Origin of the sequence: Bifidobacterium asteroides (assembly GCF_019469425.1) — a bacterium.
Taxonomy (GTDB): Bacteria; Actinomycetota; Actinomycetes; order Actinomycetales; family Bifidobacteriaceae; genus Bombiscardovia; species Bombiscardovia asteroides_I.
The window spans coordinates 1,278,665-1,290,919 of record NZ_CP048272.1 but is presented as its reverse complement, the minus strand read 5'-3'; the positions used below and the strand labels follow the sequence as shown (position 1 = coordinate 1,290,919).

Sequence of the window (12,255 nt, the reverse complement as noted above, 5' to 3'; positions counted from 1 at the left end):
AAGTATGGTACATTCTCTGTGGTAATGAAAAGCCCCCGTATCCCAATTGGTAGAGGAAACGGCCTCAAAATCCGTGCAGTGTGAGTTCGAGTCTCACCGGGGGCACGATAAAGCGAACCCCATCCGTCCCTCATCGGTTTACGGTGAAGTTCGGGTGGACTTTCAGGAAACGAGGTTGAAAGTGGCTTCAGAGAGTAAGAACCGCAGCGATTCCCCCGAAGTGCGGACCGTGGTTGTGGCGGAGGATGAGGCTTTGATCAGGCTCGATACCGTCGAAGCTCTCGAGGATGCCGGCTATGACGTGGTCGGCCAGGCGGCCAGCGGCCAGGAGGCCATTGATCTGACCCGTGAGCTGAGGCCCGACGTAGTGGTTATGGATGTGAAGATGCCCGGCACTGACGGCATTACCGCCGCCACTGAGATCGGCAAGGAGAATCTGGCTCCGGTGGTTATGCTGACGGCGTTCTCCCAGCAGAGCCTGGTCGAAAAGGCGGCTGATGCTGGAGCCATGGCCTACGTGGTCAAGCCCTTCGCTCCTGAGAAGCTGCTGCCGGCCCTTGAGGTGGCCATCTCCCGCTTTGACCAGATAAACGCCCTGAAGGACGAGGTCACCGACATGAAGGCCCGCTTTGAGGCCCGCAAGCGGGTGGACCGGGCCAAGGGTCTGCTGATGGAGAGCATGGGGATGACCGAGTCTGAAGCCTTCCGCTGGATTCAGAAGACCTCCATGGACCGCAGGCTGACCATGCAGGAGGTGGCCGACGTGGTCATCAACAACGTGGCCAACCAGAACGACCGTTAGCCCTCTTATGGAAGACCAGACGAAGAAGCAGGACAAGGACGGCCGCACTCTGCTGGTCGTCGATGGACATTCGCTGGCCTTCCGGGCCTTCTATGCCCTTCCGGTCGAGAGTTTCACCACTTCGACTGGACAGCCCACCAACGCGGTGTGGGGATTTGCCACCATGCTGGCGGATGTCATGGCCAAGGAGAAGCCCACTCATATGGGCGTTGCCTTTGACGTCAAGGGGGGTACTTTCCGCAATGCGATGCTGCCCCAGTACAAAGGCACCCGTGAGGCCGCACCCAAGGAGCTGCTGAGCCAGCTGCCCCTGATCCAGGACCTGCTCAAAGGCCTGGGCATCACCTATATCGAGAAGCCCGGCTATGAGGGCGACGACATCATCGGCACGCTGGCCACCATGGGGGAGCAGGCCGGATTCAAGACCTTGGTCCTGTCCGGGGACAGGGATGCCTTCCAGCTGGTGGACGACGACATCACCGTGCTCTACCCGGGCCACCACTTCAAGAACCTCAAGCACATGACGCCTCAGGCCATCATGGACCGCTACAAGGTGACCCCGGAGCAGTACCCGGATTTGGCCGCCATGCGCGGCGAGGGAGCCGACAACATCCCCGGCGTACCGGGCGTCGGCGACGGTTATGCCGCCAAGTGGATCAACAAGTACGGATCGCTGGATTCCATTCTGGACCACGCTGACGAAATCGGTGGCAAGAAGGGCCAGGCCCTGGCGGAGAACGCAGACCAGGTGCGGCTCAACCGGAAGGTCAACGCCCTGGTGCGCGACTTGGATCTGGGCGTGAAAGTGGAGGACCTGCGTTTCGGCACCATCCATACGGATCAGGTCCTGCCCATCTTCGAGCAGCTGCAGTTCGGCCCGCAGACCCGCAAGAAGATCCTGCGCGGATTCAATACGGTTGCTGATTATGATTACTCTCCGGCCTCGGCACTGGTCGATGTCAGCGACAAGCAGGAGGAGTTCTCCCAGCCCAAGCGCGATAAGGCGGAGTCCGCCGACCAGCTGCGGGAATGGTGCGAGAAGCATCTGCCGAATAAGGCCCTTTGCCGACGCTCGGCGGACCATGTCAAGGCCATGGCTGATTCCTTGGACAATGTCAAGGACATCGGCGACTCCGATCAGGATGCCATGCGTTGCAGCGAGGCCATGAAGGAGCACTGGGTTCTTCACGCCATCGGCTGGGCCAAGCACGGCGACTACGGCCTGGAAGAGCTGGTCATTCTCTCCATGGACGGCCACGGTCTGGTCCTCATGGCGAAAGACATTGACGAAGGCATGCGTGCCGCTATACAGGAGCTGATTGACCAGCGGATCGGCACCTGCGTGGTCCATGGTTACAAGGAGCATCTGCACTTCTTGGAGAGCCAGGGGCTGCACATGTCCTTGCCCTTGTTCGACACTAAGCTGGCAGGCTATCTGGCTGAGCCTGATTTCCATGCCGACAATCTGGAACAGGCTGTCGCCCATTTCCTGGCCATCCCCGTAGAGGAGGAGCCTCAAGCCACACAGGGGGCCCTGGCCCTGGACGGGCGAGAGGATGAGGATGAGCGTAGGCGGGGGACTCGGATTCTTCGCCAGGCACAGTATGTCATGATGGTCTCCGAGCGTCTGCAGGGGCTGATGGACGAGCGCCATCAGTACGGCCTGCTGCGCACCATAGAGCTGCCCACCTCCGCAGTCCTTGCGCAGATGGAGACCGAGGGCGCTAAGGTGGACGATGCCCGTCTGAAGGAGATGCACGACCGGTTCGCCGCAGAGGCCCGCCAGGCTCAGGAAATCGCCTGGGATAAGGCTGGCAGCCGTGTCAACCTGCAAAGCCCCAAACAGCTGAGCAAGGTGCTTTTTGACGACATGGGACTGGTGCCCACCCACAGGACCAAGACCGGCTCCTATTCGACCAATGTTTCGGTCCTGCAGGACCTGTACATCAAGTCGGTCAACAATGAGCGGGCCAATGACTTCCTGGGTGCGCTGCTCAAGCACAGAGAGACCAATAAGCTCAAGCAGATTGTGCAGACTCTGCGCGAGGCGGTCAATCCCCGGGATGGGCGGCTGCACACCACCTACGAGCAGACCGTGGCTGCCACTGGCCGGCTGAGCTCGGTCGATCCCAACCTGCAGAACATTCCCAACCGGGATGCCCGGGGCCGCGAGATCCGCTCGGCCTTCGTGCCCGGCAGCGGGTATGAGGCGCTGCTCTCCTCGGACTACTCCCAGGTGGAGCTGCGGATCATGGCCCATCTTTCCGGTGACAAGGCGCTGATTGACGCTTTCAAGTCGGGTGCCGACTTCCACCGGTATGTGGCCAGTCTGGTCTACGACATCCCCATGGAGGAGGTTACCGGGGACCAGCGCTCCCATGTGAAGGCCATGAGCTACGGCCTGGCCTATGGACTGAGCACCTACGGCCTGGCCCAACAGCTCAAGATCAGCCCGGCCGCTGCCGACGTGTTGCGCGCCAAGTACTTCGCCACTTTCGGCAAGGTGCATGAGTACCTGGAATCCCTGGTGGCCGATGCCCGGGAGAAGGGCTATACCGAGACCATGTTCGGGCGGCGGCGCTACTTCCCTGGGCTGCGATCCAAGCGGCGTCCCATTCGAGAAGCCGCTGAAAGAGCTGCCCTGAACGCGCCTATCCAGGGGTCGGCCGCCGACATCATGAAGATTGCCATGATCAAGGCCAGCCGTGCTTTGTCCGACCAGGGGCTCAAGAGCCGCATCTCGCTGCAGATCCACGATGAGCTGCTGGTGGAGATAGCTCCCGGCGAGACCGGCAAGGCCACCAAGCTGGTCAAGGATTCCATGGAACATGCCGTTGAATTGGCCGTGCCTCTGGACGTGTCCACGGGCATCGGCCAGGACTGGGAACTGGCTGCTCACTAACCTGATATGGGGTGGCCTGGGCCTGGTAGGATCCGAGGAGGGATCGACATGCCTGATGAACAGGATGAGGTTCAGAGGCCTTCGGTGCCTCTGGGCAAGGTGGTGGATCTGCTGGAGAGGCTCTATCCTCTGGACTACGCGGAGGACTGGGACCATCCAGGTTTGGTGGCGGGGGACCCGTCCTGGCCAGTCAGACGGATCTGGTGCGCTGTGGACCCTCGGCTCGATGTGATACAGGAGGCTCTGGACCACAGAGCCGACCTGCTGATCACCCACCATCCGCTCTTCTTCAGGTCGGTTCACCAGGTTTCCGGCCTGGACTTCCGCGGGGATATGGTAACCAGACTTATTGAGGGCCGTTGCGGGCTTTGGGTGGGGCATACCAATGCCGATGCCGCCTACCGTGGCGTGGCACATGCGGCTGCCGATGCCCTGGATCTGCAGGAGGCGAGACCGCTGGCCCCTCAGCCGGTCTCAAAACGTGATCTGCACGCCGATCTGGGGATCCAGGTGGGCCTGGGTCGTTGGGGCCGACTTCCGGGGCCCACGCCATTTGAGGATTTGGTCCATGCAGTGGCAGACGTCTTGCCCAGGACGGCTCTGGGTCTTCAGGCGGTCGGTCTGTCCGAGGCCGTGGTCTCAACGGTCGCCTTGCTGCCCGGCTCGGGGGATTCCGAATTCGACCTGGTTCGGTCCACGGGAGCCGATGTATATATCACCAGCGATCTGCGCCATCATCCTGCCACGGACGCCTACCAGCAGGCCCTTTATGAGGCTCGGCTGGCCGATCGGCCCAATCAGCCCAGGCCCATGCTGATCAACACCCCGCACTCGGCCATCGAGAGCCTCTGGTTCCGCTACGCCAGGGGAGACATTGCCAGGGCCCTGGAGACGGCTACCGGTGTTCGTCCGCAGGTGGAGGTCTCATCCAAGGTCACCGATCCCTGGACCATGGTGGTGCGCTGACTGCTGAGGGTTGACGGTTGAGGAAGAGTGATTGCATGAGCGATAAAGCACAGGCCCTGCAGGCACGTTTGGCTGCCAGACTGGCGGACCGGGATGGACAGGGGCCCAAGGGCATTGATATGACCCGCGCCCCCGAGCTGATGGATGACAGGGAGGTCTTCCGCGGCCCGATATTCGTTATTGACCAGCAGCAGGTGGCCATGTTCCGGCGTGACGGTTCCAAGGAGACCATCGACAGACAGCTCATCCGCCACGCCCCCTGCGTGGTCATGCTGGTGCACGACTGCGCTGCCGATGCCTATCTGTTGACCCGCGAGTACCGGGTGGGCGCCCAGGGCTACGTATTCGGCCTGCCAGCCGGCTTCATCGACCCAGGGGAGAGCCCGGTCAAGGCCGTCCTGCGCGAGCTTCGCGAGGAGACTGGTCTGGTGCCCGGGTCCGAGGGTGCTCAGGGCTCTGAAAGCCACTTGGATCCGGAGGACGGCTGGATCGATGCCGCTCCCGATGTCTACTCATCCTTGGGCATGAGCGACGAGCTCGGACACATCATGATCCTACATCTGCGTCGCTGGCATCAGGGATCCACCGACTTTGACCCAGGCGAGCATATCCAGTCGGCCTGGGTCTCCTGGCAGGAGCTCTGTGCGGCTGGAATCGCCGATGCCAAGGCTGTGGTGGCCATCCAGCATGAGGCTATCCGTCGTTTGCAGAAGGTTGAGGTCAAGTCGGCAAGAGCTATGAGCAGATAGGCAAAACATACCAGTGGCAAGATAGCCTCTTATCAGGCATTGATGCACCGATGGGGAGAGAAGCACCGCATGGGCACGCCGAAGGATCCAGAAGAGCATCGCAATTATTCCATAGGCATGAGGCAGGGGCTGATCTTGGCCAGATACATGATGACCCTTTACCTGCTGGACGAACCTCTCAACGGACTGGACCCTGCAGCCATCGGAAAGCTGCGAGACAGCCTGTGAAGCCTGGCTGCTCAAGCCGCTTCCTCTACGAGGTGCTGCGCACTGCTAACCGTTTGATGGTCGTTGCGGACGGCAGGGTCAGCCTGCAGGCCAGCGTGCCGAGCTCGTTAATAAGGGCCAGGAGGCCACCGAGCGACTATATGAAGAAGCTGCTGAAACTGGAACTAAAAAAGAGCAGGCTATGACCCTGCATCCTCGGAGGGCTGGCGGAGGCGGCCTCAGCTTTGGCGCTGAGAGGCCTGTTCCTGGCCATTGGCCGCACGAGCGGCCGAGCGGCCATGACCCTCGCTGTCATGTTGCTGGTCGACTGCCCTGTGGGTTCGCTTGAACCCCGGCGGCTGCCCTTGGCCCACCTGCTGACCGGCGTCATGGCCGCAGCTTCCGTGGTAGGGGTCAACCTAGTCTGGTTACGCATTCCTGCCCTGCCCTTTATTCCGCTCCTGGCCATCAACGATCTCCTCGGCACAATCAACCCGCCGTTTATGACCATGCTCATCAGTGCGGTGAATGAGGCCCACCTGGTCGCGACTATGGGAGTGGTGCTCATGATGATCGGGGCGCCTCTGGGGCAGATGATATTTCTGACGCTGGGCAATCTGGTCGGCATCGCCATCACCATGTCCATTTATGCGAGTCTGACAGATTTTCTGGCTCTCGTGATTTTCCTTGTGGGATTGCTGTGCATGAACGCCAGGGACCCTACTCCCGTCATGGACAAATGCAAAGTCGGGCTAGCCGGATTTGAACCGGCGACATCCTGCACCCAAAGCAGGCGCGCTACCAAGCTGCGCTATAGCCCGGCGCCCATAGATATCACTGTACGGGCACAATGTATCAATATAGCACAGGGTCGGGTCCCAGCCGATCCTGCAGGGGTGAGCAGGGGAAGGGAACAGCTCTGCGCCTGCGGTTACCATGGTGACTATGACAGTGGAAGAGACATGGGCGGCGCCGCAGACGGGTGGCCCCTTGGACGCAACGGTGACCATACCGGGAAGCAAGTCCCTCTCGAACAGATATCTGATTCTGGCAGCCCTGGGAAGCCGCACCGTCAGACTGACCGGTCTGCTCAGGTCGCGTGATACGAACCTGATGATTCGGGCCCTGGAGGCCCTCGGTGTGGACTGTCGGGTTGATTCGGACGACCCTACGAATGTGACGGTCGTTCCACCGGCAGGCGGATGTTTCCGCGGTGGCGCTCGGGTGGACTGCGGGCTGGCAGGAACTGTCATGAGGTTCGTGCCGGGCCTGGCCATGCTGGCTGATGGTCCCACCCGCTTTGACGGGGACAAACAGGCGTATCGCCGCCCCATGAGGCCCCTGCTGGACGGGCTAACCCAGCTGGGAGCCAGGATCGAGTACCTGGGCCATGAGGGCTACCTGCCCTTTGTGCTCACGCCGCCGGATCGCTTGGCGGGCATGGAAGTGGCCATAGACTCTTCGGCGTCCTCGCAGTTTATTTCCGGTCTCCTGCTTCTGGCTGCCAGGGCTGATGGCACCATGACCATCGTCCACTCCGGCCAGCATCTTCCCAGTCTTCCACACATTGCTATGACCGTTGAGGACCTGCGTCAAGCCGGAGTCCAGGTCCAGGCCAACCCTGACAGTTGCAGGTGGAGCGTTGAAGGCAGAGGATCTGCTGGGACACAGCTGCCCGATCAGGTACAGGTGGAGCCTGATCTGTCGAATGCGGCCCCCTTCCTGGGAGCGGCTCTGATAGGAGGCGGGCAAGTCAGTGTGCCCAACTGGCCAGACCATACCACCCAGCCAGGTGGGTTGCTTCCCGGATATCTGGAGACTATGGGCGCGCAGGTAGAGATGGCTCCCGGCGGGCAGGACAGTACCACCTGCAAGGTGATGGGCGAGGAAGCGATTCATGGACTCGGTGACTTCGACCTTTCCCTGGCGGGCGAGATAGTGCCCTCTCTTGCGGCTATCCTGGTTTTTGCCGATGGGCCTAGCCGCCTGCACGGCATCGGTCACCTGCGCGGTCATGAGACCAACCGGCTGAAGGCACTAGCCACGGAAATCACCAGAATAGGCGGACAAGCCAGCGAACTTGTCGATGGCCTGGCCATTGAGCCCGTGCCTGTTCAGCGTATGCACGGGGCTGTCATGGAGACCTATGCTGACCATCGCATGGCCACGTTTGCCGCCATGATTGGGCTCAAGATACCCGGCATCCGAGTGCGCGACATCGGCACCACAGCCAAGACCATGCCCGACTTCCCGGGTATGTGGAAGCGGATGCTGGAGGGCGAGGGCCAAGGTTGAGCCGCAGCGATTCGAGCGAAAGGAGCCGTGTTATGAATGCTGAGGCTGAAAGGCAGACCTGGCAGGAGGATTTGGATCTGGCCATCGCCATGGCCGACCAGGCGGATCAGGTCACCATGGGCTACTTCAAGTCGCCGGATCTCCAGGTGGAACGCAAGGCGGACAACACCCCGGTCACTCAGGCTGACAAAGAGGCGGAGGCGGTGATTCGTCGCGTTTTAGCCCTGGCCAGGCCGAACGATACCATTTATGCCGAGGAGCTGGGAAAGCAGAAATCCAACGGCAGACGGTGGATCATCGATCCGATTGACGGGACCAAGAACTATGTGCGCGGGGTCCCGGTATGGGCGACCCTGATCGGCTTGGAGGCAGACCATCAGATGATGGTCGGTGCAGTATCGGCCCCCATGTTGGGCACCCGCTGGTACGCCGCACAGGGGCAGGGAGCCTATATGGCACGTCAGGGTGGATCTCCCGAGGTCATCCACGTATCAAAAGTGGACCGGATGGAAGACGCCTCCATGTCCTTGTCATCACTGACCGGCTGGAAGGCCATAGGCCGCCAGGAGCGGCTTCTCGACCTGACTGACCGGATTTGGCGGCTGCGTGGATTCGGCGATTTCTGGCAGTATATGCTATTGGCCCAGGGTGCCATCGACCTGGCGGCCGAGCCGGAACTGGACCTCTATGACATGGGCGCGCTGGTTCCCATCGTGACCGAAGCAGGTGGCAGCTTCACTGACTTGGCAGGCAACCCGGGTCCCTGGGGTGGCAATGGCCTTGCCAGCAACGGTCTTCTGCACAAGGAGGCCCTGGAGGCTCTGGGCGACTGACATATACAAGAAGGCCGGTGACCACATGCACATTGTTGTGGTCACCGGCCTTCTTGGTTCTTAAGGCAAAACCCGGATCTCAATCATCCATCATTTGACCGACCAAGAATCAGATTGAGAGGACAGGTCAGGTCAGCGGTCAGGCCTGAAACTTGTTGCCGTAGGCATCGCCCTGGCTGGCGACGACCTCGGCCTGGCGGGCGATGGAGAGCTCCTCGTTGGTGGGGATGACGCAGACGGCGACCGTGCTGTCGGGGGTCGAAATGATCCGCGCCTCCTTGGAACGCTGGTCGTTCTTCTCCTGGTCCAGCTTCACGCCGAAGGGCTCCAGCTGCTCGATAACCCGGCGGCGCACGATTTCATCGTTTTCGCCCACGCCAGCTGTGAAGGTGATGGCATCCAGGCCACCCATCTGGGCCGTGTAGTTGCCGATGTAGCCGACAATGCGGTGGATGTAGATGTCCAGGGCCAGTTTGGCATCCTCGTCGCCCTCGGCAATCAGCCGGTGGACCTCGCGCATGTCGCCGTAACCGGTCAGGCCGGTCATGCCGGAGCGCTTATTGAAGAGAGTGTCCAGTTCGTCCACGCTCATGTGGGCATTGCGGATCAGGTGGAAGACAACGGCGGGGTCGATGTCGCCAGTGCGACCGCCCATGACCAGGCCCTCCAGGGGAGTCAGGCCCATGGAGGTCTCGACAGGATGCCCGGAGACCTGCGCCGAAGCGGAGGCCCCGTTGCCGATGTGCAGGACGATCTGGCGCAGGCCTTCCGCAGGCTTGCCCAGCAGGCCGGGAACCAGCTGGCCCACATAATGATGGCTGGTTCCGTGAGCGCCATAGCGACGGATGTGGTACTGCTTGGCGATGTCCTTGTTGAGGGCGTAGGTGGAGGCCTTCTTGGGCAGTTCGAAGAAGAAGGAGGAGTCGAAGACGAAGACCTGCGGGGTCTGCGGCATCAGTCGGCTCATGACCTCGGCGCCCTCTGCCTCGGGGCCGTTGTGCAGGGGGGCCAGCACGGCCAGATCCTTGACCTGGCTCAGGGTCTTCGTGGTCAGCAGCGCGGGCTTGGGGAAAATGGCTCCGCCCTGGACGACCCTGTGGCCGACGGCGATGATCCCCGCCTTGTCCAGATCGGGACCATACTCCTTGAAGAAGCCCAGGACTCGCTTGAGTCCGGTCTCATGGTCGTGGATGGGCTCTTCGAGCTCATGCTTCTCGCCGTTGACCTCGTGCTTGTAATGGCCGTCGGTGGGCTCGCCGATCTTCTCGACCAGACCCGAGGCCAGGCTCTGGCTGGTCTCCAGATCGACCAGCTGGTACTTGATCGAGCTTGAACCCGAATTGATGACTAGGACGGTTTTCGCCATTAGGGCATCCTCCTGATGTGCTTGTATAGAGCCTGCGCTCCTCAATCAGTCTTCAAGATTACTCATCGGCCCTTACAAAAGGCTTGGAACCGCGCTTTTCCTACGGATGGACCAGATCGTCTGCAGCAGCATGAGAGGGCCCAATCCACAGGGGATTGCGCCCTCTCATGCATGGCCCTACGACCTTGGTGACGGATCGGCTATGGATCAGTTCTGCTGAGCTTCGATGGCAGTCAGCGCCACTGTGTTGATGATGTCCGCCACCAAGGCACCGCGGGACAGGTCGTTGACGGGCCGGTTCAGCCCCTGCAGTACCGGCCCGATCGCCAGGGCGCCCGAAGTGCGCTGGACGGCCTTGTAACAAATGTTGCCTGCGCTCAGGTCGGGGAAGACGAAAACATTGACTTTTCCTGCAACCGGATCGTCCTTGGCCTTGGCGGCCGCCACGGTGGGCGACCAGGCTGCGTCAAACTGGATGGAACCGACTATGGGCAGGTCAGGGGCCTTCTTCTTGGCCAGGCGAGTGGCCTCCTCGACCAAGTCCACATCAGGGCCCTTGCCAGAACCTAGCGTGGAATAAGAGAGCATGCCCACCTTGGGGTCGATTCCGAAGGACTTTGCCGTCTGGGCCGACTGGATGGCGATGTCGGCAAGCTGTTCCGCATTGGGGTTCAGGTTGATGGCGCAGTCGGCGAAGACTGCCACATGGTCGTGGAAACACATCAGGAAGGCTCCGGAAACCAAGGAGGCATCGGGCCTGGTCTTGATGACCTGGAGGGCCGGACGCACTGTGTTGGCCGTAGAGTTGATGGAGCCGGAGACCAGACCGTCAGCCTTGCCCAAGACGACCAGCATGGTCCCGAAGTAGGAGGCATCAGTTAGCTGCTTGCGGGCCTGGGCGTGGGTCATGCCTTTCTTGGCTCTAAGTTCGCAGAGTCGTTCGGTCATCGGCTTCAGGACATTCTCATCGTCCATGGCTTGGAAGGCGGCCTTGCCGAGGTTGTTCAGTCCCAGTTCCTGGCCTCGTGCCAGGATGGCCTGCTTGTCGCCTACGATGATCAGGTCGACAATGTCGCGTGCCAAGAGATAGTCGGCAGCCTTGATGATGCGGTCCTCGCCGCCTTCGGGCAGAACGATGGTCTTCTTGCTGCTCTTGGCGCGTGCCAGAAGGTCGTTCTGGAAGGCCGCCGGGGTGGTCACTTGGGGCTTCGACTCCTCTACAGCCTTGAGCACCTGGTCCAAGTCGACATCCTTGATGAAGGCCCGGTAGGCCTCTTCATGAACCTGCTTGGCAGCGGGGTCGGCATCGAAGTCAATCTTGGAAACTGTCCATACAGGGCGATCGTAATTCCCAAAGGCTTCCTGCAAGGGCCCTTTCTGGCCGTCTTCGCAACCGGAGACGAACACACCGGCAAGGGCGGTGCCACTGGCCTCGACGGTCCTGCGGCAGGCCTGGACGGTCTTCATGACCTGCCTGGGCTCACGGCCGATGGTGCACACTACAAGGAGGACGGGGGAGCGCAGATCGGCAGCGATGTCAGCGTTCAGGCCCATGATTTCCGGGTCGAAGACCTTTGAGTGGTCGCTGCCCACGACCAGGAGCATATCGGGTCTGGTCTGGGCGACAACTCGATCATGGATGACCAGGGCATCCGCGCGGGTTTGGCTCGCGTCCTGGGTGGCCTTGCACGGGCAGGTGCCGCGGCAGATCTCAGCGCTCAGCTCAGGGGAGCTGCTGGCAGCGATAAGGGTATCAGTCAGCATCTCCTTGCGGCAGGCCACTGGACGTAGGATGGCTGTCTTCATTCGGGATGAAAGGGCCTTGGTCAGACCGTAGGCCACGACATTGCGGCCCTTGGCCGCCTCCGGACTGATGATGGTGATGCTTGCAGGGCTCACTGTGCCTCTCCTGTTCATATGTCTCGTGTGACTGCTTCGTTCACAACCTTTACCAGTATAGGTGTCTGATGCAACACCTGCGATGCCTGCGCAGCCAGACCAGGGTCTGGAAGTCAGCAATCATGCGTTTGCAAGGATCGATGCAACTGAGTGAAATGCCCAAGAGGACATGAGGTGGAATTCCTATATTTGGTATATGCGTCGCATCGGTACTGGGACTCTTCCAAAGGAGGGAA

9 protein-coding genes and 2 tRNA genes are annotated in these 12,255 nt (G+C 61.0%); 8 read left to right on the top strand and 3 right to left on the bottom strand.

Annotated features, from left to right (window positions below; translation table 11 throughout):
• Positions 1 to 31: 31 nt before the first annotated feature.
• The 6 genes from GYM67_RS05295 to GYM67_RS05270 all read left to right on the top strand — a co-directional run bounded on the left by GYM67_RS05295 (position 32) and on the right by GYM67_RS05270 (position 5,647).
• Positions 32 to 105, top strand: a tRNA-Leu gene (locus GYM67_RS05295).
• Between the two features lie 49 nt (positions 106 to 154).
• Entirely contained in the window at positions 155 to 802 is a 648-nt protein-coding gene (locus GYM67_RS05290) for an ANTAR domain-containing response regulator (RefSeq protein WP_396019981.1), read from the top strand.
• Between the two features lie 7 nt (positions 803 to 809).
• Entirely contained in the window at positions 810 to 3,704 is a 2,895-nt protein-coding gene (gene polA / locus GYM67_RS05285) for a DNA polymerase I (protein WP_220235946.1), read from the top strand.
• A gap of 48 nt (positions 3,705 to 3,752) precedes the next feature.
• Positions 3,753 to 4,670, top strand: coding sequence for a Nif3-like dinuclear metal center hexameric protein (locus tag GYM67_RS05280; RefSeq protein WP_220235945.1), 918 nt, complete (start codon positions 3,753 to 3,755; stop codon positions 4,668 to 4,670).
• Between the two features lie 35 nt (positions 4,671 to 4,705).
• Positions 4,706 to 5,419 (top strand): NUDIX hydrolase, encoded by a 714-nt coding sequence (locus GYM67_RS05275; protein ID WP_220235944.1) that lies wholly within the window; start codon positions 4,706 to 4,708, stop codon positions 5,417 to 5,419.
• Between the two features lie 69 nt (positions 5,420 to 5,488).
• On the top strand, positions 5,489 to 5,647 hold the full coding sequence (locus GYM67_RS05270; RefSeq protein WP_220235943.1) for a hypothetical protein: 159 nt from the start codon (positions 5,489 to 5,491) through the stop codon (positions 5,645 to 5,647).
• A gap of 726 nt (positions 5,648 to 6,373) precedes the next feature.
• Here GYM67_RS05270 and GYM67_RS05265 read toward each other — a convergent pair.
• Positions 6,374 to 6,447: transfer RNA gene (locus GYM67_RS05265), tRNA-Pro, on the bottom strand.
• A gap of 118 nt (positions 6,448 to 6,565) precedes the next feature.
• Between GYM67_RS05265 and aroA the strand changes: the two genes are divergently transcribed.
• Positions 6,566 to 7,921, top strand: a complete 1,356-nt coding sequence (gene aroA, locus GYM67_RS05260; protein ID WP_396020005.1) for a 3-phosphoshikimate 1-carboxyvinyltransferase — start codon at positions 6,566 to 6,568, stop codon at positions 7,919 to 7,921.
• A 32-nt stretch (positions 7,922 to 7,953) separates the two neighbouring features.
• On the top strand, positions 7,954 to 8,754 hold the full coding sequence (hisN, locus tag GYM67_RS05255; protein ID WP_220235941.1) for a histidinol-phosphatase: 801 nt from the start codon (positions 7,954 to 7,956) through the stop codon (positions 8,752 to 8,754).
• 139 nt (positions 8,755 to 8,893) lie between these two features.
• Here the strand turns inward: hisN and GYM67_RS05250 are convergent, their stop codons facing one another.
• Entirely contained in the window at positions 8,894 to 10,120 is a 1,227-nt protein-coding gene (locus GYM67_RS05250; RefSeq protein WP_220235940.1) for an acetate/propionate family kinase, read from the bottom strand.
• 207 nt (positions 10,121 to 10,327) lie between these two features.
• Complete coding sequence (gene pta, locus GYM67_RS05245; RefSeq protein ID WP_220235939.1) at positions 10,328 to 12,037, bottom strand: phosphate acetyltransferase; 1,710 nt, start codon at positions 12,035 to 12,037, stop codon at positions 10,328 to 10,330.
• Positions 12,038 to 12,255 lie beyond the last annotated feature (218 nt).

Coding starts and splice junctions, on each gene's coding strand:
- polA (WP_220235946.1), top strand. CDS start 810: ATGGAAGACCAGACGAAGAAGCAGGACAAGGACGGCCGCACTCTGCTG.
- GYM67_RS05280 (WP_220235945.1), top strand. CDS start 3,753: ATGCCTGATGAACAGGATGAGGTTCAGAGGCCTTCGGTGCCTCTGGGC.
- GYM67_RS05275 (WP_220235944.1), top strand. CDS start 4,706: ATGAGCGATAAAGCACAGGCCCTGCAGGCACGTTTGGCTGCCAGACTG.
- GYM67_RS05270 (WP_220235943.1), top strand. CDS start 5,489: ATGGGCACGCCGAAGGATCCAGAAGAGCATCGCAATTATTCCATAGGC.
- hisN (WP_220235941.1), top strand. CDS start 7,954: ATGAATGCTGAGGCTGAAAGGCAGACCTGGCAGGAGGATTTGGATCTG.
- GYM67_RS05250 (WP_220235940.1), bottom strand. CDS start 10,120: ATGGCGAAAACCGTCCTAGTCATCAATTCGGGTTCAAGCTCGATCAAG.
- pta (WP_220235939.1), bottom strand. CDS start 12,037: ATGAACAGGAGAGGCACAGTGAGCCCTGCAAGCATCACCATCATCAGT.